The sequence below is a fragment of the Pseudomonas sp. RL_15y_Pfl2_60 genome (assembly GCF_963970595.1).
Lineage (GTDB): Bacteria > Pseudomonadota > Gammaproteobacteria > Pseudomonadales > Pseudomonadaceae > Aquipseudomonas.
On record NZ_CAXAOE010000002.1, the window covers coordinates 336236 to 362939 of the forward strand.

The window sequence follows — 26704 nt, forward strand, 5'->3', positions numbered from 1 at the left end:
CAGGCTCACAATTTGGGCTCTTCGTCACGCACCGGGTGCGGCGCAGGCTCAACCGAATGCGGAGCCTCTCCTTGAGGGGCCTGCGGGGTTGGCCAATCGGAAAAAGGCCAGGGTTTGGCTTCGGTATTGAAAGTGCCGAAGCGTCCAATCTGCGCCAGGTACTGACTCAGGCTGTCGCCAAAAGAAAGCAGTGTCTTGCTGGGCGCGCCGTAGAACAAGCGATAAGCCAACTGCATCACAACAGTCACGCCAAGCACCACGACCACGGCTTGCCAAATAATGCTGAACAGCACCATCCAAAGAATCCTGAGCAGCAGTGACTCGCGTTCGATAAGGGTATTTTTCTCAGCCATGTGATTCTCCCTGAATAACCTAGACGCAACCCTCTAAAGGGCTGCCTAAAAACCGGTGGTGGAAATAAAGTCGACGTCTGTCTTGGGTTCTGCCAGCATCAACTTATCAATCACCTGGCCCAATGTACGCCCGCCAAACAAAATGGCGTACAAACCGCTAACCAGAGGCATGTAAACCTCCATTTCGTCAGCTTTAGCCTTGAGTACCTTGATCGTATTGACCCCTTCGGCAACCTCGCCAAGGCGCGCCACGGCGTCATCAAGGCTGAGTCCTTCGCCCAACGCGAAGCCAACTTGATAGTTGCGACTCTTGGGCGATGAACAGGTGACAATCAAATCACCAACGCCCGCCAAGCCGAGAAAGGTCATGGGGTTGGCACCCAGCTGCACGGCAAAGCGGGTCATTTCAGCCAAGGCGCGAGTGATCAGCATGCTTTTGGTGTTCTCGCCCATATCCAGCGCCGCAGCCATGCCTGCGATGATCGCGTAGACGTTTTTCAATGCCCCGCCCAACTCGACACCAAAGCGGTCATTACTGGCGTATACGCGGAAGGTCTTGCCGTGCAGAACCTCTTGTACACGCTGACACAGGGCTTCGTTTTCACTGGCGACTACGGTCGCAGTCAAGGCGCCAACAGCCACTTCCTTCGCCAGATTTGGCCCCGAAATGACGCCGATGCACGCATTCGGTGCGATTTCTTCAATAATCTGGCTCATCAGCTTGAAGCTCTTGGCTTCAATGCCTTTGGTCGTACTCACCAGCATTTTATTGCTAAGCAAGGGCGCGACCGGTTGCAACACTTGGCGCAATGCGCTTGATGGCAAGGCAACGAAAATCAACTCACAACGCTCGACGGTTGACTGCAAATCGCTCAAGGGCTCCACAGCAGGATGAATTTTGATCCCCTTGAGGTAGCGTGGGTTCTCGCGCGTAGCCAATATCGCTTCGACCTGAGTCTCGTCGCGCATCCAATGCAAAACGCGCTGACCATTTTCGGCCAAGAGATTTGCGATAGCCGTGCCGAAACTGCCGCCACCCAAGACGGCGATAGGTTGTTGCTCTGTCATAAAAAATCCGTTGTGCGCCATTTACACTGGCATTCTGAACGCATTATACGGGCCAAAGGCCCAGCGGCTAGTCCAAACCGGAATGAGAGCTGCTGAGTGATAGCTCATAATGGCTTCGCCACTCACTCAAACGTGACAAATAGCAGCATGGCGTTACAGTTTATCGCATGGCTATCAACGCAACGCATGACACAGCAGCTAATTCTGCTAGGTTGGACGCAGAGCGCAACTGGCCTGCACGGCGCACTGATTGCAAGTGAACGATTAGGCACTACAGGCTTCATACAAATAAGGCTTGTGGTGACTTAAACTAACCACCAGCAAGTGACTAAAGTGCTACAGGCGAACGCTCATCTAACAACTAAAATGTACTTTCAGGCTACAATTGGCAAGCAGAGTACAACTGTACACTGTAAGCTGTGACTTTCATGGCAACCTAGCAGTCTATTAGTGTAAGCAAGCTGGCCTGCGACCTGTCGCGTAACCAGCCCGAACGACTTGCCCAGCCATGGAGCATGGGATTATTGAGGAGCTCGCATGACCAAACAAAACGCCTTCACCCAAGAAGATCTGTTGCGCTGCAGCCGCGGCGAACTGTTCGGCGAGGGTAATGCGCAACTGCCCGCCCCTAACATGCTGATGATGGACCGCATCGTCCATATCAGTGACGTCGGCGGTAAGTACGGTAAGGGCGAGATCGTCGCTGAGCTCGATATCCACCCAGACCTGTGGTTCTTTGGTTGCCACTTCGAGGGCGACCCGGTGATGCCCGGCTGCTTGGGCCTTGATGCCATGTGGCAGCTCGTTGGCTTTTACCTGGGCTGGCAAGGTAACCCCGGCCGCGGTCGTGCGCTGGGTTCTGGCGAAGTTAAATTCTTCGGTCAGGTACTGCCTACCGCGAAAAAGGTCACTTACAACATTCATATTAAGCGCACCATCACTCGCTCGCTGATCCTGGCTATCGCAGATGGCACGGTCAGCGTTGATGGCCGCGAGATTTACAGTGCCGAAGGCTTACGCGTTGGCCTGTTCACCTCCACTGACAGTTTCTAAAGGATTTTTCCATGCGTCGCGTCGTAATTACCGGCCTCGGCATCGTTTCTTGCCTTGGCAATGACAAAGAAACAGTCTCCGCCAACCTGCGCGCGGGTCGTTCTGGCATTCGTTTCAATCCGCAGTACGCTGAAATGGGCCTACGCAGCCACGTTTCCGGCTCGATTGACTTGAATCTCGAAGAACTGATCGACCGCAAGCTCATCCGCTTCATGGGTGACGCGGCGGCCTACGCTTACTTGTCCATGGCTGAGGCGATCAAGGATTCCGGACTGACCGAAGACCAGGTTTCCAATCCACGTACCGGCCTGATCGCCGGCTCGGGTGGTGCCTCGACCGTCAACCAGATGGAAGCCATCGACACCCTGCGCGAAAAAGGCGTCAAGCGCATTGGCCCGTACCGCGTAACCCGTACCATGGGCAGCACCGTTTCAGCGTGCCTGGCCACTCCATTCAAGATCAAGGGCGTCAACTTCTCGATCTCTTCTGCCTGCGCAACCAGTGCGCATTGCATCGGCCAGGCCATGGAGCAGATCCAGCTCGGCAAGCAGGACGTCGTTTTTGCTGGCGGCGGTGAAGAAGAACACTACAGCCAGAGCTGCCTGTTTGATGCGATGGGCGCGCTGTCGACGCAGTACAATGAAACCCCCGAAAAAGCTTCCCGTGCCTATGACGCCAAGCGTGATGGCTTTGTTATCGCTGGCGGCGGCGGCATGGTTGTGGTCGAAGAACTCGAGCACGCCCTCGCCCGCGGCGCAAAAATCTACGCCGAAGTCGTTGGCTATGGCGCAACCTCTGACGGCTACGACATGGTCGCACCAAGTGGCGAAGGCGCTATCCGCTGCATGAAGCAAGCGCTATCCACCGTTGATACACCTATCGACTACCTCAACACCCACGGCACCTCGACACCGGTTGGCGACATCGCTGAAATGCGTGGCGTGCGTGAAGTCTTTGCCGACAAGGCACCGGCGATCAGCTCGACCAAAAGCCTCTCCGGCCATTCCCTTGGCGCTGCCGGCGTTCAAGAAGCCATCTACTGCATGCTGATGATGGAAGGTAATTTCATCGCCGGCTCGGCAAACATCGATGAGCTGGATCCGGATGTTGCGGATATGCCAATCCTGCTGAAAACCAAAGAAAACGCACAAATCGACACTGTCATGAGCAACAGCTTCGGTTTTGGCGGCACCAACGCAACACTGGTGATGAAGCGCTGGACTGGCAAGTAAGCGACACTTATAAGCTAAATAAAAAGGGCGCCATCGGCGCCCTTTTTAGTGCGTGCGATTTAACTCAACGCACGGTGAATGTTTGCTCGGCGAGCTTGCGATCACCCTGGAAAACCATGAACTGCCACTGGCCCGGGACTACCTCATAAGGCTCGGTAAACTCAAACGCCATGGTATCCAGTGGTGCGCCGGGCACCATCTTCTGCGTAACCACGAACTTGTCATGGCGCTGACCATCAGGGCTGGTGACGCCCGGCGTTAAATACAGCAGTGTCAGAGGCTCAGCATCCACTGTCTTGCCTGTCAGCTTGTAACGCATACCAAACTTGGTACCCAGCTTGGCTGGCACGCTGTCAGTGGCTTCGATCTCTTGATTAGCCCGTGTCAGCACACGCTCACCGGGCTTGAAGTCTTTGTATTGAGTGGCAAACACACCGTACTCGACCGGCCCTTCAACACGCACTTGCGCCTGTACAAACCCAGCCATCATTGTCAGTGCCACAGCGGCTCCAATACGAATGCAATACATGTCGTGCTCCTTGTTTTCGATGGCGCGAGCCTATGACGCCGGTGTGACAAGACAATGACAGCATTCATATTTTCATCCCCTGGCGATCACTCAGCGCTGGGTTGCTGCTCGGCAAGCTCCGCCTGTACGGTGCGCGGCAGCACTGCCAGGAAGTTGTCATGTGCAACTTTCTGCGCAACATCTGCGGGCAAGGCATCCAGAAACGGCACGAAGCTGTCCATGTAATCCTTGAGGCTGTCAAAGCGCCCCACCACATCGGAACCCAGCATAAACCGCGCAGGGTAACTGCTGACGAGCCTGACCCATTCAGGATCTGGATTTCCCTCTTTATCCAGCAAGTAGGGATGGGCGACAGTCCATGACAGATCGATATACAGATTTGGGTAGGTCTTAAGCATCCGCTCAAGCGTCGGCAAGAGGAAATCCAGCTTGGTCTGGTGACGGTGAATCTCCATGCTGGTGCCGGCGTGGGCCCAGATGAAGCGCACGCTTGGATGGTTGCGCAGTGGTTCTTCAATTTCTGGCAGGTACAGCGGGTTGCGCTCGCGCTTGGAGGTGATATTGGAGTGCAGCATGACCGGCAAATCGTACTCTGCCGCCAAGTGGTAGATCCGCGACAATGCCTCGTTATTGGCGCGCGGCGTATCGCCCTCAATCAGCGCCGTGAGATCATCATGACGAGTAAAGATTTCACCAATGCCTTGCCATAAACCCGGATCTAGCTCCAGAGTCTTGCGCACCAAGGCATCGGCGTTCTTGTCATTGGGATTGAAGCCAGACAAAAACGGATGGAAGCGCCGACGCTGCTCTGCGGGGAGCTTATTATAGGCATGGGCAATCAAGGTATCGGTCGCGCTATACCAATAGGCATTGGCATCATCACCGGCGTAATAACGAGGACGCTTGGGTTCGTCCTCATGCCATTTCTTGGCAACCGGAATACCCGAGAGCATCACATGCTCGATATTGGCTGCGGCCATGTTGGCGACCAGATCATCAAGCCCCGCGCTTTCCTGAAAGAAGTCAACAAAATGCAGGTGTGCATCACTGAAGCGATAATCCCGCGCTTCAACAGTGCTTGCTGCGGTGGCTACGGCGAGTACCGCGATACCCAAGCGAAATAATGACAAACGCAAATACTCCCTATAACGTGATTTAGATAGAGTCAGTTAAGCTCTGGAGAGTTCATCCGGCAATGATGCCCATTGTTACAAGACGTCAAAGAACCAGGTGATTATTTAAGCCCATGAGCGGGTTAGGGGCTGCCGTTATTTTGGAGAGCAGTAAATGAGTGAGCTTCAAGTAATTCAGCCACGCCTCGAAGAAATTGAAGGGCAGCCCATACTGCGCCCTCTTCCCTCGGCCAAATGCCGCAGCGTCGGCCCCTTTGTGTTTTTTGACCACATGCTTGAACACAACTATCCGCCGGGCAGCGGGATGAATATCAACCAGCACCCGCATATTGGCCTGTCGACACTCACCTACCTGTTTGAGGGCCAGCTGCAACACAAGGACAGCATCGGTTCTGACCAGTTGGTAAAGCCGGGTGATGTCAGCTGGATGACAGCAGGCAAGCAGATCGCCCATGTCGAAAGAACCCCGCAAACCTTGCTCGGCACAGGTTCTAACCTGCATGGTTTGCAAGTCTGGTTGGCACTGCCCGAAGCCAACCAGCTTGATGAACCGAGCTACAGCCATCACCGCGCTGACAGCCTTGCGCGCAGTGAAAGCATGGGCGTTGAAATTTGCATGATCGCAGGCCATGGCTTTTGTCTGGAGTCGCCAGTGCCGGTCAAGTCAGCCACTCTCTATGCCGAAGTCAAACTCGTCGCGGGTGCCAGCCTGGCCATTCCCAGCGAGCATCGCGAGCGGGCAATCTATCTGTTGGAAGGCGAAGCACAGCTCGGTTGCAACGATTTGTCCCTGCGCGCGCTGACACTCTTGCCTGAGTCGGAAGAACCGACACTGCTGGCGTGCACAGCCTGCCATTTGGTGATCATTGGCGGCGAACCCCTGGGGCCAAGACGGATGAACTGGAACTTCGTCTCCAGCGACCCGCAACTGATCGAACAAGCCAGGCAGCACTGGGCAAACCAGCAATGGCCTCGCGTTCCCGGTGAGACCGAGCGTATAGAACTGCCATCGGCTCAGCGGTCAGCTTTTGGTTAGCGCTATCATCATAACTACGGGTAGAATCGCCGCGCGCTGAAACGCTGAACTATTTGGAGTGGCTATGCACAGTGTCGAAAAGCCGGTCAAGCACACCCGTGCATTGATCGTACTGACCTCGTTATTCTTTATGTGGGGGCTGATTACCTCACTCAATGACATTTTGGTGCCGCACCTCAAGGCCGTCTTCACACTGACCTACTTGCAAGCATCAATGGTTCAGTTCAGCTTCTTTACCGCCTACTTCATCATGTCGTTCCCGGCCGGCCGACTGGTTGAACGCATCGGCTACAAGAGTGGGATCATTGCTGGACTGCTGACCGCAGGAGTCGGCTGCACCTTGTTCTACCCTGCAGCATCAGCCCATTCATACGCATTCTTTCTGGCGGCACTGTTCATCCTGGCATCGGGTATAACGGTCTTGCAGGTGGCGGCAAACCCGTACGTCAACATCCTTGGCAACCCAGCCACCGCAGCCAGCCGACTTAACCTGACTCAGGCTTTCAACGCCCTTGGCACCACAGTTGGCCCCTTGGTCGGTTCGGTAACCATACTGGCCATTGGCGTTGGCGCCGCCTCGCAGCTGGGCGACAGCAACTCAGCGGCTGACTCAGTGAAAACCCCATATTTAGTACTGGCAGCTTTGCTCGGCGCCATTGCCATTGTCATCGCCCTGTCCCGCCTGCCAAAGATCACTCACCAGGCGCCCAAGGATGGCCACAGCGCAAACAGCTCGGTATTTGCTCATCGCCACTTGGTGCTTGGGGTTGTCGGCATCTTTGCCTACGTGGGCGCCGAAGTGTCTATCGGCAGCTATTTGGTCAGTCTGATGGAGCAACCTGATATCGCCGGGCTATCCAGTCATGTAGCCGGTAAGTACCTGGCCATTTACTGGAGCGGCGCAATGATCGGTCGCTTTATCGGCAGCGCCCTGATGCAACGCATCAAGCCCAGCCATATGCTGGCCTTCAATGCTGTGGCCAATACCCTGCTGATTGCCACAGCCATTAGCCTGGGCGGCCACATTGCAATGTGGAGCCTGATCCTCATGGGCCTGTTTAACTCAATAATGTTCCCGACTATCTTTTCGCTGGCGCTAGAGGGGCTGGGAAACCACACAGGCCAGGGCTCGGGCCTGCTGTGCATGGCTATTGTCGGCGGAGCAATTGTGCCGTTGATTCAAGGTTACTTTGCCGACAACATCGGTCTGCTGGCCTCGTTCGCCGTGCCGATGGTCTGCTATCTGTACATTTTCTTCTATGGTGGCTGGGGTTCGCGCGTCCATACCACGCAATGCGCCAAGTAACCTCTTAAAAGAAAACGCAGCCAATGGCTGCGTTTTCAGTGGTAGCGGTTTGCCCTGTCAGGCGGTAAAGCACTCATTCAGCAGGTTACGCATAGCGGTGAAGGCTCGCGCCGCCGTTTTCTCGTCATACTGCGCCGTACCCGGCATGTTGGCGTGCGGATCAGTAAACGAATGCACGGCACCACCGTAAGTCACCAGTTGCCAATCGACTTTAGCCTCGGTCATTTCCTTGGCAAATTCGGCAAGCTGCTCACGGGGAACCAACGGGTCTGCCGCACCGTCCAGAACCAACACGGCACCCTTGATGTTTTTCGCATCGGCAGGTGTGGGTGTATCCAGCGTGCCGTGGAATGAAATCGCAGCTTGCAGCGGTGCGCCAGTACGCGCTAGCTCAAGCGCGCAACAACCACCAAAGCAGAAACCGAAGGTCGCCTGTTTGGAAGCATCCAGCGCAGCTTTGTCGGCCTGGGCCAACAGTGTTTTCAGCGAGCCCTGCATACGCTTGCGCAGCAACGCCCGATCATCTTTGAGCGGCATCATGGCTGAGGCGGCTTCATCTGCATTGGCTGGGCGAAGATTTTTGCCATAAAGGTCGGCAATAAACACCACGTGGTCATCGCCAGCGACCTTGCGTGCGATATCAATGGCACCCGCGGTCACCCCCATCCAGTTGGGTGCCATCAACAAGGCAGGACGCGGCGTTTTGATCGCGCTGTTGTAGACCAACTGGCCTTCAAACTGCACGCCATCGATCTCGTATGCGATAGGTTGAACATCGATATTGCTCATATATGCACTCCCGATTTCAAAATTAAAAGGTACAAAAAAGCCCGCATTCGCGGGCTTTTCGTTGCACCTGTTAGGCTGACATCTCAACCAGTAGCTTGTTCAGACGCTGCACATAAGCGGCAGGATCCTTCAGGCTATCGCCAGCAGCCAAGGCTGCTTGGTCGAAGAGAATGTGTGTCAGGTCGCCAAAACGGTCTTCATCCTGCTCCGCATCCAAGCGCTCAATCAGCGGATGGGCGGGGTTGAATTCAAAGATCGGCTTGGACTCCGGCACCTTCTGCCCGCTCGCTTCAAGAATCTGACGCATCTGCATGCCCAAGTCTTGCTCGCCAATAGCCAGAATAGCAGGCGAGTCGGTCAGGCGATGCGAGACACGCACTTCGGCAACCTGCTCGCCCAGAGCAGACTTCAGGCGCTCAGCCAGGCCTTCTTTGGCCTTGGCGACTTCTTCCTGGGCCTTTTTGTCTTCTTCAGAATCCAGGCTGCCAAGGTCAAGGTCACCACGGGCCACATCAACAAACGACTTGCCATCGAACTCTGTCAGGTAGCTCATCAGCCACTCATCGATGCGATCGGTGAGCAACAGCACTTCGATGCCTTTCTTGCGGAAGACTTCGAGGTGCGGGCTGTTCTTGACCTGCGCGTAAGACTCGCCAGAGAGGTAGTAAATCTTGTCCTGGCCTTCCTTCATGCGGGCGATGTAGTCAGCCAAACTGACTTCCTGCTCACCCTCGGCACCGTTGGTGGAGGCAAAGCGCAACAGGCCTGCAATCTTGTCTTTGTTGGCGAAATCTTCTGCGGGGCCTTCTTTAAGCACCTGGCCGAAGTTTTTCCAGAATGTTTTGTATTGCTCGGCGTCGTTCTTCGCCAGTTTTTCCAGCATATCCAGAACACGCTTGGTCAGCGCCGACTTCATGGAGTCGATCACCGGATCCTTCTGCAGGATTTCACGGGAGATGTTCAACGACAAGTCATTGGAGTCAACCACACCCTTGATAAAGCGCAGGTACAGCGGCAGGAACTCGTCAGCCTGATCCATGATGAACACGCGTTGCACATACAGCTTCAAGCCACGCGGCGCTTCACGCTGGTACAGGTCAAATGGCGCACGGCCGGGCACATACAGCAGCGAGGTGTATTCCAGCTTGCCTTCGACCTTGTTGTGGCTCCAGCTCAGCGGGTTTTCGAAATCATGGCCAACGTGCTTGTAAAATTCCTGGTATTCCTCGTCCTTGACCTCGCTACGCGGGCGAGTCCAGAGCGCACTGGCGCGGTTGACGGTTTCCCACTCTTGCTCGGCTGGCTGCTCTTCAGCCTCGCTGGTCGCCTCTTTCGGCAGCTCGATTGGCAATGCAATGTGGTCGGAATATTTCTTGATGATATTGCGCAGGCGCCAGCCATCAGCGAACTCATCTTCACCTGCCTTGAGGTGCAAAACGATACGCGTGCCGCGCTCGGCCTTATCGATGGTAGCAATTTCAAAATCGCCTTCGCCCTGCGAAGACCAGTGAACGCCCTCGCCTGCGGCCAGGCCTGCACGACGGGTGAACACATCAACCTTGTCTGCAACGATAAATGCCGAGTAGAAACCCACGCCAAACTGACCAATAAGGTGCGAATCCTTTTTCTGGTCGCCGGTCATGTTCTTGAGAAATTCGGAGGTGCCCGACTTGGCGATGGTGCCGAGGTGCGTGATGGCTTCCTCGCGACTCATGCCGATACCGTTATCTTCGAGCGTCACGGTTTTAGCTTCTTTATCGAAGCTCACCCGGATCTTCAGCTCTGCGCCACCTTCAAGCAGTTCTGGCTTGGCCAGTGCTTCAAAACGCAGTTTATCGACGGCATCCGATGCGTTGGAAATCAATTCGCGCAGGAAGATTTCTTTGTTCGAATACAGCGAATGGATCATCAGGTGAAGCAGTTGCTTCACCTCTGTCTGGAAGCCCAGGGTTTCTTTTTGAGTTTCCACACTCATGGTCGTTTAACTCCACATTTGATGGCTGAGCCTTTTATAGGCGGTAGTCTTTCAAATGGGGGCAGTCACTGACATTTCAAGGGCTTAGCTCAATTGAAATTTTTTTAGCTCAGGGTTCAAGCAACTTAATAGTGTCGATCTGCAGCGGATCGACGGTGAAACTTGCCTCACCCGCACCATTTTTAACTTGGCGTAAAACAATCTGTCCCTGGTCATCTACACCACGAAAGCGGCCTTCGACCTGGCTACCACGTAAGGTCACTGCATGCATGGCCAAGCCATAGTAACGCTCAGGATTGCGCAGTAATCGCTGCAAGGAGAAACGTGAGCGTCGGTCTATCTGACGTGCTGTACGCCCTGGCGAAAGCTCTTTATCAGGTTCGACTGCGGTAGCCACCGGCGGAGTTACTAGGTCTTTTGGCAACTTGGAATAACGATCCCCTTTCACTCCCCAACCCGTTCTGGGCGATTTCACCAGTTGCAGCGCCAGCTGTTGTGGCTCGCCATTGATTTGCGCACCGACCTCGATATCAAGGCTACTGGATGAGAAGCTGAGCATAGGCAAAGGACTCAACTGCACCAGGCGGGTGACGAAGCGCCGCTGTAAATAATCCTCGATGACAAAAGCCAGGGTATCGGGCGAGTCGACGCTGCGATCAACCTTGCCGTCAACGTAGCGCAAGCCATTACTGAACAACTCAACCTTGCCACTTAGGGTGGTCTTGAACTGGGGCGGCAGCACCAGATGAAAGTCACCTTCCAGCTTGTTCGGTGCCAAAGGCGTCAACGCCAGGTGCAAGGTGTAGCCATGACGCACGCGGCGTGCTTCAGGCAGTTCTTGCTCGGGCAATAGCCAGCTGATTTCGACTTCAGGTAAGCGACCAGTGTCCGATGGCAGCACATCAAGATTGACTGCACCATCAGGCTGGTGAGGCAGGCGGATAATCACTTCACGACGCGCAAAGAAATCCTGGCCTTCACGCAGTGTCAGTACGCCATCTACCAACTCACCCTGTTGCGGGTTGAATGGCTGGCCATTGAGTTCGCCGTTCAAGGCAAATTTGAGTGCTGAAGGTGCTGCCGCATCAGGTTGCAACCACTGCAGGCTGATGATCTGGGTCAAGCGCTGGCTGTCATGGCTTGCAAGCATGGTCAGGCCAACCACCAAGGGAATCACGCCCAATCCACAAAGCCCAATCGGCTGCTTGGCTGACTTCCAGTGGCGAAACAGATAGCCCAGGGTCAGCGGCGGCAACAAACTGGCCCAACCCCATAACAGGCTGGTGCCGAATGCACGCATCACCAACCAGACCAAACCTGCCAACATCAGCAGTAAGCCACCGAGGATCAACAACGAATCCATGCAACGTCCTTAAGCAAAATATCTGACAGCGAAGCGGTTACGGCTCGTCGACCTTGAAGTGCGCTCGAGCAGTTGCAATTGGCTCCGTCTGATTGGTTTGCCAGGCGGTAATCGCGACGTTGGCGACCCGGCGCCCCTGACGCCAAACCTGGCAACGAACGAAGGTGTCACGATAATGACCTGCGCGCAGGTAATCTATCGAGAAGTCGATGATTTTAGGTAAATGTGGAATTTCCATGAACATCAGCAGGTGCAACATAGCCGAGTGTTCCATAAAGCCGGCGATGACCCCACCGTGAATCGCGGGCAAAACCGGATTACCTATGTTGTCCTTATTGGCTGGCAGTCGAAAAACCATGTCATCGCCCATGCGCAAGCACTCGATACCGAGCAAGCTGGCGTAGGGGAACAGGCTGATCAGCTTGTCGTAATCATTGCTCTGATGCGCATCGCGCACACATTGGTTGAGGTCGAGGCTCATTGTGCGCCTCCCTGAATGTCTTTCTTCAGGTTGCCACCGCCCTGCGCGACCTTACCCATGCGCATAAAGGTACCAACCACGTGCGCAATAGGTTGTTTGGGGTCATCTTGATAGGCGTAGCCACGGGTAAAAATAATGTTTGGCGTGACCCGGTAGCATTCGGCAAAACCATAGACATGCTTGTGCGGTTCTGCAGGGTGCATGTAATCAATGCGCAGATCGAGGGTTGGGCAAATCTCGAACTCCGGCAGTACACAGACCGTTGAAATACCACAGGTGGTGTCCATCAAGGTGGTAATCGCCCCGCCATGAATAACCCCGGTTTCAGGATTACCGATGATCTGCGGACTGTAGGGCAGGCACAAAGTAAGCCCATCAGCCGTTGCCTGATGAACCTGCAAACCCAACACCTGGCAATGACGTAGCGCGCTTAAAAAGCGTTGCGCCCGTTCGAGAATAACCTTCTCACTCATGTACTTGGCCCCAAAGCCCAACTGCAAAAGCCTGCATGATAACGCCTTGTTTAGCCCAAGTAAGTGACAATGCACCGCTGCAGTCACAATCAAAGCCAGGTTAACCAACCACTTAGCCAGAATCCTTATCACCAATAGTGAACTAAAGTCTTAGTGCTGTGTTCAAAGCAGCATGCTTAGGGGAAACCCGGCACTTACGATACTTACAAGGAGTACTTAACCGTGCAAAAACCATTTTCCTATGCCCTTATTCTTGCCTCCATGCTTGCCTTGGGTGCGTGCGAGAAGACCCCCGAAGACAAAATGGAGTCGGCTAAAGAGTCTGTTTCTGAAGCAGCCGAATCAATGAGCGACGCCGCCAAAGATGCCGGTGATGCCATCAAGCAGAAAGCAAACGAAGCCGTTGGCAATGAGCCAACCACTGGCGAAAAAGTCGAAAGCGCGATGGATGATGCATCCGACGCGGTTGAAGAAGCTGGCGACGAAACCAAAGACGCGATTGACGGTAACTAAGTTTTCGCGCCGATAAATAAAGCCCCGCAAATGCGGGGCTTTATTTTGTCTGCCAGCTTTGCTTTTGAGCCTTTACAGCGCAGGCGAGAGCATCAGCAGCAAGCTACAGAGCAAGCCCACAACCCAAGCCAGGCTGCGTTGCCAGTGCATGTCGGCCCAATAGAAAACCAGATACAAGACCCGCGCAACCACGAAAATGATCGCCAAGGTATCAATCAAGTAACCTTGTGTTTGCGTCACATGCGCCATCAGCACCCCGACAGCAAACAGCGGAAAGGCTTCAAAACTGTTCATATGCGCCGCTAACGCACGGGCGCCAAAGCCTGTGAGCTGCGCCTGCTGGGTTCGTGGATGATGATTATCGTAGACGCCCCCGCCCTGCTTCTGCATCGCCTTAGCCACTGGAGCCTTGGCGATGAAAATCAACAGCGCACTGATGAACACACACCAAAACGGCAGACTCATTCGACTTTCTCCTTGACCGGCTCAATTGTTGGGGTTTGGGTGTAGACCATGACTTCAAGCGCATCAGAGTGGAACTCTCGGCGGTACAAGATGATGACCACTCCAGTCGTGACGACGATGAAAAACCAAGGATTGATAAACCAGGCCAAGGTCGCCATGCCGAAGTAGTATGCGCGCAAGCCATAGTTGAACTGGTTAGCCGCCATGGAGATGACGCGAGCGGTGCGCTCACTGAACGCCTTGCGCTCCTGTTCAGTCACATTGCGCTCACCAACCATTGGTGCGGAGCCAACTAGAACTGCAGCAAAATTGTACTGGCGCATGCACCAACTAAAGGTGAAAAAGGCATAGACAAACACCACGCCCAACCCCAACAGTTTGATTTCGGACAAACTACGACTTGCCTCCTGGACAAAAGGTAAATCTGCCAGCAGGGAAAGCGCCCGGTCTGATGAGCCTAAAACAGTGAGGATACCGGCCAGGATGATCAGCGTGCTCGATGCAAAAAATGAAGCGTTGCGTTCCAGGTTACCGATGACGTTTGCGTCGGCAATACGATTTTCACGCAACAACATGCGGCGCATCCAGTCTTCACGGTACAGATGCAGGACACTGGCCAGGCAAGGAGTGGTCTTGGCTTTTGCCAGGGAGTAGCGGCTATAACCTACCCAGCAGATCAAGAACCAAATGACGGCAATTACGTGTGGCAGGTGAAAGTCACTAATCGGCATGAGTACTCCTTGTTGGCCCCTGTCGATTATAGACAAGCTGCGTCGCTCCCCGCCTCATAAAACGCCAACAGCCCAACAAAAAACGCCCACTAAAAAGCCGCCTCGTGGGCGGCTCTTAGCGGTAAAGCATGCTAGGCGGTGGCGATAGCCTTGTGCCCCGCGACGCGATCGATAATGACCGCAACCAGCAGCGTTGCCAACACAGGCAATACCCAGCCCAGGCTCTGCTCTGACAGCGGCAACTGCGAGAAAATACTCGGCACCAGGTTCTTGAATCCCGCGGCTGACAGCGCAGCTTCAAAGCCGAAGATAAATGCAATCGACATCACTGGAATAAACACCCGGCGCGAGGACAGCCAGAAACGATCAAACAGGCTCAAGCCAATCAGCACAATAGCCAGCGGATACAAGCCAACCAGGACCGGCACCGAAAGACTGATCAACTGAGTCAACCCTTGGTTCGCCACCAACAGGCTGAATACACCCAGCACTACGACCACCACACGATACGGCAGCGCCGGAAGCAACTCGCTGAAAAACTCACCGCAAGCAGTCAACAAACCTACCGCCGTGGTCAGGCAAGCCAGTGTAATCACCACAGCCAGCAACAGGCTGCCGGTGGTGCCAAATGTGTGTTGTACGTAAGCGGTGAGAATCTGCACGCCATTTTGCGCTTCACCAGCAATGCCCTGGCTGGTCGCCCCCAGATAGAACAACGCCAGATACACCAGCGACAGGCCCGTTGCAGCAATCAGTCCAGCGATGATCGAATAACGAGTAACCAGCTTGCTGTCGGTCACGCCACGATCACGAATCGCCATGGCGATAACAATGCCGAAGACCAGCGCACCCAAGGTGTCCATGGTCAGATAACCCTGCAAGAACCCCTGCACAAAGGGTGCAGACTGGTATTGCGCCGTGGTTTGACCGATCTCACCCGCTGGCACCAGCAATGCCGCGCCACCAAGCACCAACAAGGCAGCCAACAATACAGGCGTGATGAATTTACCGATTCGATCCACCAACCGACCAGGATTGAGCGATAGGAACATCACCGCCGCAAAATAGGCCAAGGTGTATATCAGCAGGGCTGTGCCGCCTTCGCCAGTGAACGGCGCCACGCCCATCTCAAAGGAAACCACCGCTGTGCGCGGGGTTGCGAACAGTGGACCAATGGCCAGATATACTGCAACCGCAAAGGCAACGCCTGCCGCCTTGCCCAGTGGTGCAGTGAGCAGCGCCATGCCGCCACCGACACGAGCCAGCGCAACAATGGTCAGCAAAGGTAGACCTACGCCCGTGAGCAAGAAGCCAAGGGCCGCCATGCCCATGTTTTCGCCTGCGGCCATGCCTGCGCTGGGCGGGAAAATAATATTGCCTGCACCCAGAAAAAGCGCAAACGTCATGAAACCAAGGGCCAGGAGATCCGAGCCTTTTAAACGAGTCATAGAGGGGAATACCACATGCAGAAGATAATGAGTTCCGAGGGTTTCCCGAAGGATCGGGGGAAACGTCGCCGTGCAGGTTAAGCACAACCACTGGGGTGCCGAAGGCTTCTTGTGAAAGCCCCACCAATTAATCGTTGTAATACTAACGAATTCAGCCGTGAAACGGCATTGACGCAGGTCAGAGTGTCGAAGCGCCATAACTTGGTGTCGCATCAACTACTTTTATCAGCGAGACATTGACGGCCGGTCAATTAGCCACGACCGGCGCCACACAATGCCTGCGGCCCTCAGATACAAAAAACCCGGCACGGGGCCGGGTCTTTATGACGGCTTGAAGCTCAGATCAAACTGGAGCTTTAGCGCGCGACTTGTATTCGCCAGTGCGAGTGTCGATTTCGATCCAGTCGTCGATCTCGCAGAAGTCAGCAACCTTGACTTCAGTACCGTTGCTCAGCTTGGCTGGCTTCATCACTTTGCCGGAAGTGTCGCCGCGAGCGGAGCCTTCGGTGTAAGTGATTTGGCGAACGATAGTGGTTGGCAGGTCAACCGAAACAACCTTGCCTTCGAAGAAAACGGCTTCGCAAACGTCAGTCATGCCGTCAACGATGTAAGGCAGGACGCTTTCCAGGTCTTCTTTGTTCAATTCGTACTGATTGAACTCTTCGTCCATGAACACGTAGTTTGGCTCGCTGTAGTACGAGTAGGTTACGTCGACGCGGTCCAGGATCACGGGCTCAAGCTTGTCGTCAGCCTTGTAAACGGTTTCGGTCGAAGAACCCGTCAACAGGTTGCGCAGCTTCATTTTAACGATGGCGCTGTTACGACCGGATTTGGTGAACTCGGCCTTCTGGATAAGCCAAGGTTGGCCGTCGATCAGAGCCACACTGTTGGGCTTCATTTCTTGTGCGGTTTTCATACTAATATCCGGATATGAATGGAGTTACAGAATTCGTAGGTCGCGTATCATATCCAATTTTGCTGAAACTGCACCAGCGCGGCAGCAAGATCTGTGCGAGAAGCCTGCTCTAGACACCATTTTTCTGCATGAACGGTCAGCTCTTCGGCGTGTTCCTGCCACAAAGACCAACTTTTACTCGTCGACTGCCCGCCATTCCAATCGTGCCACAGCGACAACAATGCCTCACGCGCAGGCAGCGACAGCCCTTGGCTATAAAGTTGCAGGAACGCATCGAGCTTGTCCCAATGCGCGCCCTCCTCTTGCGGGTAAATATGCCAAAGCATGGGCCGTCCCGCCCATTGTGCGCGCAAGAATGAATCCTCACCGCGCACCGCGTTAAAATCGCAGCTCCACAGCAACCTGTCGTATTGGCTTTGTTCAAGGAAAGGCAGAACGTTGACCTGCAGCTGACCACGCACCCGGCAATCACCGACTCGCAACTGCTGGTCAGCGAACCAGTACTCGACGTCCTTGAGAATTCGGCCTTCCGGAACCAGTAACTGGGTTGTCGATTGCATGGCTGCCAGCGCATCAAGCCAACTGCCGAGCGCTGCATTCTCGTAGGCGAACAACGAGATCAGCCGCGCACCGGCAACGGGTTCAACCGCCAGTCCGCGCAAAAAACGTGCAGCAGCACCTGCATCGGCCTGAAATGCATGCCGCTTGGCCATCAGCCCTGCCTCTCGCAGCAAACCGCCTGTTTGGCCGGTAAACCCAGGAAAAAAGAAATACTTTTGCAGGCCATTGGACTGCATTGACGGCAAACCATGACAGCCGCCGACCCAATCTTCGGCACTCAAGTATTCCAGGTTCAGCCATAGCGGCTTGCGTTTGTGTGCAGCCATTGCCGCAACATAGGCATCTGGGAGATGACAGGCAAAGCCTTCAACCACAACATCGCCCGGCTCAACCTCCGTCCACTGCCTATGCCAGGCGTGAATGGCAACACCTTGCTGGACCTGATAATCAAGCCGTGCATCCGCTGCCGGGCAAATCCGGGCAAAGGCGCCGACATCATCGACCCACAGACGCACGCTCACAGCATGCTCGGCGACCAGTTGCCTGGCCAGCCGCCAAGTCACCCCGATATCACCGAAGTTATCAACCACACTGCAGAAAATATCCCACTTCACAGCACGCACCGCTCACATTAGATGTGCCAGTTTAACCCGCGCCATTGGTCGCGACATCGTCGACACGCCTCGCCGCGCAAATAAATCACACAGCCAGCTGTTAAATCGCGAACAAAGAAAACCCGCCACAAGGGCGGGTAAAAGGAGGAGCAACACAAGGGATAAAGCGGCGCAACAAAACTGGAACTGTACTGAAAAATTAAGCAGCAAATGACTGGAGGCCCTTATGACGCATGAGCAGCTCAAATTCCCACACCGACTGGTTGGCAATGGCAGCATCAAGGGATGTGAAAGGTCCTGACTTTTGCACACCATCAACCACTACATACCAGCAGGCTATCGATCCTGCGGCCCGTAACGCCGCCGGTACTGCACTGCCGACTACTGACATGATATTGATGTGTGACATGGTCGCCTCCAGAACTTTGCTTGGGACAAACGATATGCCAGCAGCCCCGGGAGGAGAAATCAGTCGAATTGATAGTCGTTATCTATAGAAAGCATGCCGTTGCTTGTAACGTTCGAATGACCTGAGAACCGACGCCCGCCACCTACCCCTCATACGTCCGCGAATCCGTACTCCATCACGCATTGACTGACACTCAAACGTCGAGCTTTAGGCGAAAAACGATCAGAACCTGCATTTTTGATCGATAAACGAACACTTTACAACGCATCAGCAAATGGTGATCGCTGCTGATATAAAGCTATCAAACCCCTAATAAACAGCCAGTTAGCAGATTTAAACCACACCAAAATCTGAATCAGGTACTGGCAATTTAGCCAATAAGCTAGTTGACCAAACTAACCAGTTGGTACATTTTCTCCACAAGCGTTCTGGGCATTGCATTCAGAACCACAAAAATAATACCGGAGTACCTTTTAAATGCCTCGTACCCTCTTGGTTCTTAACGGGCCGAACCTGAACATGCTCGGCACACGCGAGCCAGCAACCTACGGCCACGAAACCCTGGCCGATATCGCCGAACTCTGCCGCCACAGCGCTGAACAGCACGGGTTTGAGTGTCAGTTCCTGCAAACCAACCATGAAGGCGAGCTGATTAGCTGGATACACGAGGCACGTGGCCGCTGCGCAGGGATTGTCATCAACCCTGCCGCCTGGACCCATACATCAGTGGCCATCCGCGATGCCCTGGTAGCCAGCGAAGTCCCGGTGATCGAAGTACACCTGTCCAATGTGCACAAGCGCGAAGCCTTCCGTCACCATTCGTTCGTTTCCGCAATAGCGGTTGGGGTGATTTGCGGCCTCGGCAGCAACGGCTATCGCTTGGCGATTGAACACTTCGCTCATCTTCTGCAGGACTAACTTCTATGCCATCCCCAAGCACCGCTGGCATTCTTGCCGGACTCATCGGCGCAGGCATTCAAGCCTCGCGCACACCTGCCCTGCACGAGCATGAAGCTGACGCCCAAGGTGTTCGCTGCCTATATCGCTTGATTGACTTGGATGCCTTGCAACTGGATTTGAATGCCCTGCCCGAGCTCATTCGTGCAGCGCAGAACACCGGCTTCACTGGGCTCAACATCACCTTCCCCTGCAAGCAGGCGGTTATCCCACTGCTCGACGAACTCTCAGCCGAGGCCCGTGGCATTGGTGCAGTCAACACCGTGGTCTTTGCCAATGGCAAGCGAATCGGCCACAACACAGACTGCCTTGGCTTTGCTGAAGGTTTTCGTCGCGGCCTGGCTGACGTCGCCCGTGAGCGGGTGGTGCAGATGGGAGCCGGTGGCGCAGGCGCAGCAGTGGCGCACGCATTGCTCAGTGAAGGCGTTCAGCAACTGAGTATCTTTGATGTCGATGCCAGCCGCGCACAAAACCTGGTCGATAACCTAAACCAGAATTTCCCCGGTAACCGTGCTCGGCTTGGTGTAGACCTAGCCAATGCGATGCAGAGCGCCAATGGGCTGGTCAACACAACACCGATGGGCATGGCCAAGCTGCCCGGTATGCCGGTCCCTAAAGCATTGTTGCGGGCTGACTTGTGGGTGGCTGAAATTGTCTATTTCCCACTTGAAACCGAACTGCTGCGTGAAGCCCGCGCCTTGGGTTGCCGCACGCTGGACGGCAGCACAATGGCGGTGTTCCAGGCGGTGAAAGCCTTTGAGTTATTCAGCGGCTTGCAAGCAGATGCACAGCGCATGCAGCAACATTTCAACGGCATGAGCTGAGCCATCAGCGCAGACGCTTAACAATAAGAATGGCACCAGGTGCACTGCACACTGGCTGCCTTGCGAGGTCAAAATGACAAGAATCGTCAACCTGTACTTTAGCCTGCTGAAACTGATCATCGTCCTGTGCATGCTGAGCATGGTGGTGATGGTATTTGGCAACGTCGTCATGCGTTATGCCTTTAACTCCGGCATCACGGTTTCCGAAGAGCTGTCGCGCTGGCTGTTCGTACTGATGGTGTTCCTTGGCGCCTTGATTGCCTTGCACGAGCGCGGTCACCTGGGCCTCGATCTGATCATCAAGAAAATGCCGGCGGCAGGACGCAATCTGTGCCTGGCCCTGGGCCACCTGATGATGCTGTTCATTGCCTGGCTGGTACTGAGCGGCAGCTGGCAACAGGCGAAGATCAACCTTGACGTCGCGGCGCCCGCCTCTGGTCTGTCAATGGCTTGGTTTTATGGCGTCGGCGTGCTGTTCGGGCTGACTGCAATCCCAATCATCGCCCGTGATTTCGTGCTGGCCCTACGTGGCCAACTACCGCAAGGCCAGCCTGAGATCGAATCCACGCACCTACCTACCAGCGAGAGGGCCAACTAATGACTCTGGCTCTTTTTCTAGGCACTCTCCTTGGCACCATGGCGCTGGGTATTCCAATCGCCTTTGCCCTGCTCATGGTCAGCGTCGCACTGATGTGGCAGCTGGATCTGTTCGATGCCCAGATCATCGCGCAGAACCTGCTTAATGGCGCCGATAGCTTCCCTTTGCTGGCTGTGCCCTTTTTCATGCTGGCTGGCGAGATCATGAACGCTGGCGGCCTGTCCAAACGCATCGTCAACATCGCCATGGCCTTGGTTGGCCACAAGCGTGGCGGTCTCGGCTATGTGGCGATTATCGCTTCATGTCTGCTGGCTTCGTTGTCCGGCTCTGCGGTGGCTGACGCAGCGGCCCTGGCGGCGCTGTTGGTGCCGATGATGGTCCAGGCCGGGCACAATCGCGAGCGTGCTGCGGGGCTCATTGCCTCGGGCGGCATCATTGCCCCGATCATTCCGCCTAGCATTGGCTTTATCGTTTTTGGCGTTGCCTCTGGCGTGTCGATCTCCAAGCTGTTTCTCGCAGGGATTGTGCCGGGCATCATGCTCGGCGGAGCCTTGGCTATCGCCTGGTGGTTTGTATCACGCAGCGAAAACGTTGAAGTTCCACCCAAGCGCAGCCGACGCGAGGTGATCAAGACCTTGCTTGATGGCAGTTGGGCCATGGGCCTGCCGGTCATCATCATTGTCGGCCTCAAGTTCGGCATTTTCACCCCGACTGAGGCGGCTGTGGTTGCAGCAGTCTATGCCTTGTTCGTGTCACTGGTGATCTACCGCGAGCTGAAAGTAAGCCAGGTGTTTGAAGTCGTATTGTCTGCCGCCAAGACCACTTCGGTGGTGATGTTGCTGGTCGCCGCCGCCATGGTTTCATCATGGCTGGTAACTATCGCCGACCTGCCCGGCCAACTGACCGATTTGCTCGAGCCATTCCTTGAGTCGCCAACCCTGTTGCTGCTGATGGTCATGCTGCTGATTATCTTGGTCGGCATGGTCATGGACATGACGCCATCAATTCTGATTCTGACCCCGGTACTGATGCCGGTGATGAAACAAGCAGGCATAGACCCGGTTTACTTTGGCGTGTTGTTTTTGGTCAACACCTCCATTGGACTCATTACCCCGCCGGTGGGCACCGTGCTCAATGTTGTCTGCGGTGTAGCGAAATTGCGCATTGATGAAATTACCCGAGGCGTCTGGCCGTTCCTGCTGGCACAGGTGATCGTCCTGATACTTCTTGTTCTGTTCCCCCAACTGGTTCTGGGTCCGTTGAAGTTTTTCACCGGTTGAACCTGTTATTCACCGCAAGCCCCGTAACTCAAACAATAACGATGGAGTGCCTTACCCATGAACAACTGGCTTAAACCACTGCTGACCTCCGCCTGCCTTGCAGGCTTGCTGCTCAACAGCCTGTCTGCCCATGCAGAGATTAGCGAACACACGCTGCGCTTTGCTTTCCAGAACAGCAACGATCACCCTCAGGCCCTTGGTGCCAAGAAATTTGCAGACCTGGTCAAGGAGAAAAGCGGCGGCAAGATGAAGGTTCGCCTGTTCCCTGGCGGCGTGCTTGGTGGCGACCTGCAAACCGTTTCTGCACTGCAAGGCGCGACCCTAGACCTGACCGTGCTCAATTCCGGGATTCTTGCAGCCCAGGTGCCTGAATTCGCCCTGCTCGACTTCCCCTTCCTGTTCAACAATACCGCCGAGGCGCAAGCCGTGATTGACGGCCCGGTTGGCCAGGAACTGTCCAAGCGCCTCGAAGGCAAAGGCTTGAAAACCCTGGGTTACTGGGACCTTGGCTTCCGCAACCTCACCAACAGCAAGCACCCCGTGACCAAATGGGAAGATGTGCAAGGCTTGAAAATCCGCGTAATCCAGTCACCGATCTACCTGGAAACCTTCAAAGCCCTCGGCGCCAACCCAGTGCCCATGCCGTTCCCCGAGGTGTACACCGGTCTTGAACAGCGTACCGTCGATGGCCAGGAAAACCCTTTCACCGTCATTCTCAATACCAAGTTCAACGAAGTGCAGAAATACCTGTCGGTGACTCAGCATATCTACAACCCGCAGTCGTTCATCATTGGCGAAAAGAGCTGGGGCAAGCTCAATCCCGAGGAACAAGCGGTGATTGTGGATGCCGCCAAGGAAGCCACGACCTACCAGCGCCAAATTACAGAGGCGGCTCAAGACGCAGCCTATGCTGAACTGTCGAAAGACATGGAGGCCAACGCTGTGACCCCGGCTGAAATGGACCGTTTCCGCGAGAAGGTTAAACCTGTTATCGAACAGTTCTCCAAAGATATGGACCCAGCCCTAGTGAAATCCATGTACGACACCATCGAAAAAGCGCGCGCAGGTAATTAAACCACCTGTCGATGGGGTACATATCCACCCACAAAAAAACGGCCAATTGGCCGTTTTTTTGTGGTCTACGATTAATCAGCGCTGGAGAAAGCCCAGCACCGATTCACAGATCATACGTTTCTGCCGCTGCTTGACTTCATCGTCTTGCAAGTCGATCTGGAAGATGGAGCTGAAAGTATGGCGGTTAGAAACCCGGTAAAAGCTGAATGAGCTGATCAGCATATGCACATCCACTGGATCAAGGCCTTGGCGGAACAGCCCCGCTTCGGCGCCACGATCAAGGATTTCACCCAACGACTTGAGCACATGGCTACTCATGGTACGAATGGTTTCTGACTGGCCGACATACTGGCCGAAGTTAATGTTTTCGATACTGACGATACGCACGAAGTCGACGTTGCGGTCATGGTGATCAAAGGTGAACTCGACCAAGCGGCGTATTGCCTCAACCGGCCCCAGCTTGCCCAGGTGCAAGCTCTGTTCGGTGGAGCGGATGTCACCATAGAGCTTCTCCAACGTCGCCTGGTAGAGCTGCTCCTTGCTGCCGAAATAGTAATAGATCATGCGTTTCGAGGTATGCGTACGCTCGGCGATGGCGTCTACACGTGCTCCAGAAAGACCAAACTGGACAAACTCGGCGATTGCAGCCTGGAGGATATTTTCGCGGGTTTTCTCAGGGTTGTTCTTACGGCTTTTGCGTGGTGCGCCCACTGCGCCCTCGGCAAGCCCTGTTGTTGTTGTCATAGTTAACCGATCGCTTGAATTCGTTGATTATGATTATGGTCGTGTCCGGGCAACGAAGAAAGCCCGGCGCCATTGGTACCGGGCTCAATATCAAATCGACGACTACAAACGCTTTTTCCCACCGGCCCCGCTACGGGCCTTGGCCATGGCTGCGAGCCGTACCGCGACGTTGGCAGCGCCATAACCGATATAGCCATTTTTACGCTGCAACAGCTCAAAGAAGAACCGGTCTTCAAAGGCTTCGGTATAGACATGGAACAGCTCGCCGCCCTGTGCATCACGGTCGTAAAGCACGTTGTAATACGCCAGTTCGCTTAAGAACTCGTCATCGAAATCAAAACGAGCGGCCAGGTCATCGTAGTAATTGAGGGGAATATCCAACAAGGGCACGCCTGCATCCTTGGCGCGGTTGATCTCGGTGAACAAGTCATCACAGGAAAACGCAATGTGATGCACCCCCGAACCGCGATAGCTCGACAGGGCATGAGAAATCGCGGTATTGCGGTTCTCGGAAATATTCAGCGGCAAGCGCACGCTACCATTGCGGCTGCGCAAGGCACGGCTTTTGACCAGGCCATATGGATCGGGCAACACCACCTCGTCATCCGCTTCAAAATCAAAGACGCTCTTGTAGAACAGCACCCAACTGTCGAGATTATCGGCTGGCAGGGCCAAGGCCATGTGATCGATGCGCTGCAAGTTACCTTTTGGCTCGGCCTGCGGATCGACGATAAAGTCACTGTCATAGATAGTTGCGCCCTCAGGCGACTTGTCGAGCAGATACACCAGGCTGCCATCCGGTGCTCGCACCGCAGGAATCTCACGCTCGTTAGGGCCGACCAGGCCGCGATAAGGCTGGCCCTTGAACTGGCGCGCGCGCTCCAGTGCATCGCTGGCATTACGCACCCGCAAGGCAGTCGCGCACAGCGACGGGCCATGGGCCTCGAAGAAACCATGGGCAAAGGAGTAAGGCTCGGCATTAAGCACGATATTGATATCGCCCTGGCGCATCAGGCTGACATCTTTCGAGCGGTGCTGGCCGGCATGGACAAAACCCAGGCGCTCCAACCAATTGCCCAGCTTGCTGCCCAGGTCACTGTCGACTGCAAACTCAAGGAACTCAACGCCGTCGTATTGGCTGGCGGCCGGAGGATCGAACAACAGGTCAAGACTCGGTTGGGCGACTTCAAGCTGTTCACGCGCCTGCTTCTCAAGCAAATCGCGGGTCTTCTCTTCCAGATACAGCAATGAGCGCAAGCCATCAGCTGCGTTTGCCCGGGGAGGCGCCGCACGGAAGCCATCGTTGAAAATTTCCAGCGACAACGGGCCGCTGTAACCCGTACGCAGAATCGGAGCCAGGAAACCTGCAAGGTCAAACTCGCCCTGTCCTGGGAAACAGCGGAAATGCCGGCTCCACTCCAGTACATCCATGGCCAGGATCGGCGCATCGGCCATCTGCACGAAGAAAATCTTGTCGCCGGGAATATTGGCTATCGCTGCCGGATCGCCCTTGAGTGACAGTGTATGGAAACTGTCGAGCAAGACGCCCAGCGCCGGGTGGTTGGCCTGCCGCACAATATCCCAGACTTGCTGATAGGTATTGACGTGGCGCCCCCAGGCCAGGGCCTCATAGCCAATGCGCAGGTCACGGGCGCCTGCGCGCTCGGCCAATTGGCTAAAGTCATCAATCAGGATCTGCTCATCACCCAATGAGTCCGCCGCGACGTTGCTGCACACCAGCACCAGGTCGGTGCCCAGTTCCTGCATCAGGTCAAACTTGCGCTCTGCCCGATCAAGGTTGCGCTGCAAGCGTTCACGGCGGCAGCCCTCGAAATCACGAAATGGCTGGAACAGGGTGATGGCGATGCCCAGATCGGCGCACATCTTACGCACATCACGCGGGCTGCCCGCGTAGTAAAGCAAGTCATTTTCGAAGATTTCCACGCCGTCAAAACCGGCTGCGGCAATGGCTTCAAGCTTTTCTGGCAGAGTACCGCTCAAGGACACGGTGGCAATCGAACGCTGCATGCACAAACTCCTGTTTTTATTGGCGCCGCCAAACCTGCCGCGACATGTATTGAAGTACCTGCAGGCAGACTTTGGTCAATGGCGCTATCGAGCAGATACGGATCAGGGTACATGGAGTATTCGAGCTTGCGCCGGATACCGCAAACACTTTGTACTAAACGGTTACCTTTGTGTTCGATTATCGAACAGCCATAAGCAAAATTGTTTCAAGCATCCCGCTGGGTGCTGGCCAATTAACCTGACAGAGTCAAAAAGCAGCGTAATCACAGGCCTGAGTGACTAACTGCAAGCGAAATTATGTACCAATTAGTTAATTAGCCGTTCGCTTATCGAACAAAACAGCACTAAACGAATTGCGCAACCGGCAATGAACTTCCACTATCAAGGCCTGAATGAAGTGCGCTGCCCCACGACAGACGCCTTTATCGATGTGCCAATAAATACAAATAAAGGTTCATTGCCATGTTCACACGCCCTAACGGTCCCACCTCCCTGCGCAGCATTGCCAAGGCGCACAGCGCTCTTTGCGCTGACACCCGATTTAACACCGACCGAGCCATGCAGGGCGCATGCCCCTGACGCGCTAGCAAATCTAGACGCCTGACGCTGCGACTGCTGTTCAGCCGCTCGCGCACGCAACTTATATCCGCCACACAACCCGCCCTGCGCTGTTCACCCAGCGAAGTGGCTTAACTGCGCTCGTCCATCGCATGAGCCCATGCATACGCACCTAAAACAATAAAACAAGGAA

Annotated in this window: 27 protein-coding genes; 10 read left to right on the forward strand and 17 right to left on the reverse strand. The window is 54.8% G+C overall.

Annotation, left to right across the window (positions count from 1 at the left end; genetic code table 11):
* Positions 1-5 precede the first annotated feature (5 nt).
* Together AACY26_RS06690 and AACY26_RS06695 are read right to left on the reverse strand one after the other, a co-directional pair.
* Positions 6-353, reverse strand: coding sequence for a DUF4389 domain-containing protein (locus AACY26_RS06690; RefSeq protein WP_339512254.1), 348 nt, complete (start codon positions 351-353; stop codon positions 6-8).
* A gap of 45 nt (positions 354-398) precedes the next feature.
* Positions 399-1421 (reverse strand): NAD(P)H-dependent glycerol-3-phosphate dehydrogenase, encoded by a 1023-nt coding sequence (locus AACY26_RS06695; RefSeq protein WP_339512256.1) that lies wholly within the window; start codon positions 1419-1421, stop codon positions 399-401.
* 537 nt (positions 1422-1958) lie between these two features.
* Here AACY26_RS06695 and fabA point away from each other — a divergent pair.
* A complete protein-coding gene (gene fabA, locus AACY26_RS06700) occupies positions 1959-2474 on the forward strand; it encodes a 3-hydroxyacyl-[acyl-carrier-protein] dehydratase FabA (RefSeq protein ID WP_339512258.1) in 516 nt (171 codons plus the stop codon).
* An 11-nt stretch (positions 2475-2485) separates the two neighbouring features.
* On the forward strand, positions 2486-3706 hold the full coding sequence (gene fabB / locus AACY26_RS06705; protein ID WP_339512260.1) for a beta-ketoacyl-ACP synthase I: 1221 nt from the start codon (positions 2486-2488) through the stop codon (positions 3704-3706).
* A gap of 64 nt (positions 3707-3770) precedes the next feature.
* Here the strand turns inward: fabB and AACY26_RS06710 are convergent, their stop codons facing one another.
* Positions 3771-4235: a DUF3859 domain-containing protein gene (locus AACY26_RS06710; RefSeq protein ID WP_339512262.1), complete on the reverse strand. Its 465-nt coding sequence runs from the start codon at positions 4233-4235 to the stop codon at positions 3771-3773.
* 86 nt (positions 4236-4321) lie between these two features.
* Entirely contained in the window at positions 4322-5365 is a 1044-nt protein-coding gene (locus AACY26_RS06715) for an amidohydrolase family protein (protein ID WP_339512264.1), read from the reverse strand.
* Between the two features lie 157 nt (positions 5366-5522).
* Here AACY26_RS06715 and AACY26_RS06720 point away from each other — a divergent pair, with 157 nt between their 5' ends.
* A complete protein-coding gene (locus AACY26_RS06720) occupies positions 5523-6404 on the forward strand; it encodes a pirin family protein (protein ID WP_339512266.1) in 882 nt (293 codons plus the stop codon).
* Between the two features lie 64 nt (positions 6405-6468).
* Positions 6469-7710 (forward strand): L-fucose:H+ symporter permease, encoded by a 1242-nt coding sequence (gene fucP, locus AACY26_RS06725; RefSeq protein ID WP_339512268.1) that lies wholly within the window; start codon positions 6469-6471, stop codon positions 7708-7710.
* Positions 7711-7767: 57 nt separating this feature from the next.
* On the opposite strand, the gene AACY26_RS06730 is transcribed toward fucP, so the two are convergent.
* The 5 genes from AACY26_RS06730 to AACY26_RS06750 all read right to left on the reverse strand — a co-directional run bounded on the left by AACY26_RS06730 (position 7768) and on the right by AACY26_RS06750 (position 12791).
* Positions 7768-8499, reverse strand: coding sequence for a dienelactone hydrolase family protein (locus tag AACY26_RS06730; RefSeq protein ID WP_339512270.1), 732 nt, complete (start codon positions 8497-8499; stop codon positions 7768-7770).
* A gap of 70 nt (positions 8500-8569) precedes the next feature.
* Entirely contained in the window at positions 8570-10474 is a 1905-nt protein-coding gene (gene htpG / locus AACY26_RS06735; protein ID WP_339512272.1) for a molecular chaperone HtpG, read from the reverse strand.
* A 109-nt stretch (positions 10475-10583) separates the two neighbouring features.
* Positions 10584-11837, reverse strand: coding sequence for an MFS transporter (locus AACY26_RS06740; RefSeq protein WP_339512275.1), 1254 nt, complete (start codon positions 11835-11837; stop codon positions 10584-10586).
* Between the two features lie 37 nt (positions 11838-11874).
* Positions 11875-12318 (reverse strand): PaaI family thioesterase, encoded by a 444-nt coding sequence (locus tag AACY26_RS06745; RefSeq protein ID WP_339512277.1) that lies wholly within the window; start codon positions 12316-12318, stop codon positions 11875-11877.
* Positions 12315-12791: a PaaI family thioesterase gene (locus AACY26_RS06750; RefSeq protein ID WP_339512279.1), complete on the reverse strand. Its 477-nt coding sequence runs from the start codon at positions 12789-12791 to the stop codon at positions 12315-12317. Before AACY26_RS06750 ends, AACY26_RS06745 begins: the two co-directional genes overlap by 4 nt.
* Positions 12792-13013: 222 nt before the next feature.
* On the opposite strand from AACY26_RS06750, the gene AACY26_RS06755 reads away from it, so the two are divergent.
* Complete coding sequence (locus tag AACY26_RS06755) at positions 13014-13304, forward strand: hypothetical protein (RefSeq protein WP_010483656.1); 291 nt, start codon at positions 13014-13016, stop codon at positions 13302-13304.
* Positions 13305-13376: 72 nt separating this feature from the next.
* On the opposite strand, the gene AACY26_RS06760 is transcribed toward AACY26_RS06755, so the two are convergent.
* The 6 genes from AACY26_RS06760 to AACY26_RS06785 form a co-directional block, all read right to left on the reverse strand.
* Positions 13377-13769: an MAPEG family protein gene (locus AACY26_RS06760; RefSeq protein ID WP_339512281.1), complete on the reverse strand. Its 393-nt coding sequence runs from the start codon at positions 13767-13769 to the stop codon at positions 13377-13379.
* Complete coding sequence (locus tag AACY26_RS06765) at positions 13766-14500, reverse strand: DUF599 domain-containing protein (RefSeq protein ID WP_339512283.1); 735 nt, start codon at positions 14498-14500, stop codon at positions 13766-13768. Before AACY26_RS06765 ends, AACY26_RS06760 begins: the two co-directional genes overlap by 4 nt.
* A gap of 131 nt (positions 14501-14631) precedes the next feature.
* The gene (gene brnQ / locus AACY26_RS06770; protein WP_339512285.1) at positions 14632-15948 is read right to left on the reverse strand and encodes a branched-chain amino acid transport system II carrier protein; all 1317 of its coding nucleotides are present in this window, start codon (positions 15946-15948) and stop codon (positions 14632-14634) included.
* A gap of 343 nt (positions 15949-16291) precedes the next feature.
* The gene (gene efp / locus AACY26_RS06775) at positions 16292-16864 is read right to left on the reverse strand and encodes an elongation factor P (protein WP_339488265.1); all 573 of its coding nucleotides are present in this window, start codon (positions 16862-16864) and stop codon (positions 16292-16294) included.
* A gap of 47 nt (positions 16865-16911) precedes the next feature.
* Positions 16912-18048 (reverse strand): elongation factor P maturation arginine rhamnosyltransferase EarP, encoded by a 1137-nt coding sequence (earP, locus tag AACY26_RS06780; RefSeq protein ID WP_339512287.1) that lies wholly within the window; start codon positions 18046-18048, stop codon positions 16912-16914.
* Positions 18049-18238: 190 nt separating this feature from the next.
* On the reverse strand, positions 18239-18448 hold the full coding sequence (locus AACY26_RS06785; protein ID WP_010483647.1) for a hypothetical protein: 210 nt from the start codon (positions 18446-18448) through the stop codon (positions 18239-18241).
* A gap of 477 nt (positions 18449-18925) precedes the next feature.
* On the opposite strand from AACY26_RS06785, the gene aroQ reads away from it, so the two are divergent.
* The 5 genes from aroQ to AACY26_RS06810 all read left to right on the forward strand — a co-directional run bounded on the left by aroQ (position 18926) and on the right by AACY26_RS06810 (position 23181).
* Positions 18926-19366: a type II 3-dehydroquinate dehydratase gene (gene aroQ, locus AACY26_RS06790; protein WP_339512290.1), complete on the forward strand. Its 441-nt coding sequence runs from the start codon at positions 18926-18928 to the stop codon at positions 19364-19366.
* Positions 19367-19371: 5 nt separating this feature from the next.
* Positions 19372-20229: a shikimate dehydrogenase gene (locus tag AACY26_RS06795; RefSeq protein WP_339512292.1), complete on the forward strand. Its 858-nt coding sequence runs from the start codon at positions 19372-19374 to the stop codon at positions 20227-20229.
* 73 nt (positions 20230-20302) lie between these two features.
* Entirely contained in the window at positions 20303-20827 is a 525-nt protein-coding gene (locus tag AACY26_RS06800) for a TRAP transporter small permease (protein ID WP_339512294.1), read from the forward strand.
* A complete protein-coding gene (locus AACY26_RS06805; protein ID WP_339512296.1) occupies positions 20827-22107 on the forward strand; it encodes a TRAP transporter large permease subunit in 1281 nt (426 codons plus the stop codon). The genes AACY26_RS06800 and AACY26_RS06805 overlap by 1 nt, the downstream gene beginning before the upstream one ends.
* Positions 22108-22164: 57 nt before the next feature.
* On the forward strand, positions 22165-23181 hold the full coding sequence (locus tag AACY26_RS06810) for a TRAP transporter substrate-binding protein (protein WP_339512298.1): 1017 nt from the start codon (positions 22165-22167) through the stop codon (positions 23179-23181).
* A 75-nt stretch (positions 23182-23256) separates the two neighbouring features.
* On the opposite strand, the gene AACY26_RS06815 is transcribed toward AACY26_RS06810, so the two are convergent.
* Together AACY26_RS06815 and quiC are read right to left on the reverse strand one after the other, a co-directional pair.
* Positions 23257-23925 (reverse strand): TetR family transcriptional regulator, encoded by a 669-nt coding sequence (locus AACY26_RS06815; protein ID WP_339512300.1) that lies wholly within the window; start codon positions 23923-23925, stop codon positions 23257-23259.
* 102 nt (positions 23926-24027) lie between these two features.
* Positions 24028-25953 (reverse strand): 3-dehydroshikimate dehydratase QuiC, encoded by a 1926-nt coding sequence (gene quiC / locus AACY26_RS06820; protein ID WP_339512302.1) that lies wholly within the window; start codon positions 25951-25953, stop codon positions 24028-24030.
* Positions 25954-26704 lie beyond the last annotated feature (751 nt).

Excerpts from the sequence above, each read along its gene's own strand:
- fucP (WP_339512268.1), top strand. The coding sequence starts at position 6,469 with ATGCACAGTGTCGAAAAGCCGGTCAAGCACACCCGTGCATTGATCGTA.
- aroQ (WP_339512290.1), top strand. The coding sequence starts at position 18,926 with ATGCCTCGTACCCTCTTGGTTCTTAACGGGCCGAACCTGAACATGCTC.
- AACY26_RS06815 (WP_339512300.1), bottom strand. The coding sequence starts at position 23,925 with ATGACAACAACAACAGGGCTTGCCGAGGGCGCAGTGGGCGCACCACGC.
- brnQ (WP_339512285.1), bottom strand. The coding sequence starts at position 15,948 with ATGACTCGTTTAAAAGGCTCGGATCTCCTGGCCCTTGGTTTCATGACG.
- AACY26_RS06720 (WP_339512266.1), top strand. The coding sequence starts at position 5,523 with ATGAGTGAGCTTCAAGTAATTCAGCCACGCCTCGAAGAAATTGAAGGG.
- AACY26_RS06810 (WP_339512298.1), top strand. The coding sequence starts at position 22,165 with ATGAACAACTGGCTTAAACCACTGCTGACCTCCGCCTGCCTTGCAGGC.
- AACY26_RS06740 (WP_339512275.1), bottom strand. The coding sequence starts at position 11,837 with ATGGATTCGTTGTTGATCCTCGGTGGCTTACTGCTGATGTTGGCAGGT.
- AACY26_RS06690 (WP_339512254.1), bottom strand. The coding sequence starts at position 353 with ATGGCTGAGAAAAATACCCTTATCGAACGCGAGTCACTGCTGCTCAGG.
- quiC (WP_339512302.1), bottom strand. The coding sequence starts at position 25,953 with ATGCAGCGTTCGATTGCCACCGTGTCCTTGAGCGGTACTCTGCCAGAA.
- AACY26_RS06805 (WP_339512296.1), top strand. The coding sequence starts at position 20,827 with ATGACTCTGGCTCTTTTTCTAGGCACTCTCCTTGGCACCATGGCGCTG.
- AACY26_RS06730 (WP_339512270.1), bottom strand. The coding sequence starts at position 8,499 with ATGAGCAATATCGATGTTCAACCTATCGCATACGAGATCGATGGCGTG.
- AACY26_RS06760 (WP_339512281.1), bottom strand. The coding sequence starts at position 13,769 with ATGAGTCTGCCGTTTTGGTGTGTGTTCATCAGTGCGCTGTTGATTTTC.
- AACY26_RS06795 (WP_339512292.1), top strand. The coding sequence starts at position 19,372 with ATGCCATCCCCAAGCACCGCTGGCATTCTTGCCGGACTCATCGGCGCA.
- AACY26_RS06785 (WP_010483647.1), bottom strand. The coding sequence starts at position 18,448 with ATGTCACACATCAATATCATGTCAGTAGTCGGCAGTGCAGTACCGGCG.
- AACY26_RS06750 (WP_339512279.1), bottom strand. The coding sequence starts at position 12,791 with ATGAGTGAGAAGGTTATTCTCGAACGGGCGCAACGCTTTTTAAGCGCG.
- AACY26_RS06765 (WP_339512283.1), bottom strand. The coding sequence starts at position 14,500 with ATGCCGATTAGTGACTTTCACCTGCCACACGTAATTGCCGTCATTTGG.
- efp (WP_339488265.1), bottom strand. The coding sequence starts at position 16,864 with ATGAAAACCGCACAAGAAATGAAGCCCAACAGTGTGGCTCTGATCGAC.
- AACY26_RS06695 (WP_339512256.1), bottom strand. The coding sequence starts at position 1,421 with ATGACAGAGCAACAACCTATCGCCGTCTTGGGTGGCGGCAGTTTCGGC.
- AACY26_RS06800 (WP_339512294.1), top strand. The coding sequence starts at position 20,303 with ATGACAAGAATCGTCAACCTGTACTTTAGCCTGCTGAAACTGATCATC.
- fabA (WP_339512258.1), top strand. The coding sequence starts at position 1,959 with ATGACCAAACAAAACGCCTTCACCCAAGAAGATCTGTTGCGCTGCAGC.
- fabB (WP_339512260.1), top strand. The coding sequence starts at position 2,486 with ATGCGTCGCGTCGTAATTACCGGCCTCGGCATCGTTTCTTGCCTTGGC.
- AACY26_RS06745 (WP_339512277.1), bottom strand. The coding sequence starts at position 12,318 with ATGAGCCTCGACCTCAACCAATGTGTGCGCGATGCGCATCAGAGCAAT.
- htpG (WP_339512272.1), bottom strand. The coding sequence starts at position 10,474 with ATGAGTGTGGAAACTCAAAAAGAAACCCTGGGCTTCCAGACAGAGGTG.
- AACY26_RS06710 (WP_339512262.1), bottom strand. The coding sequence starts at position 4,235 with ATGTATTGCATTCGTATTGGAGCCGCTGTGGCACTGACAATGATGGCT.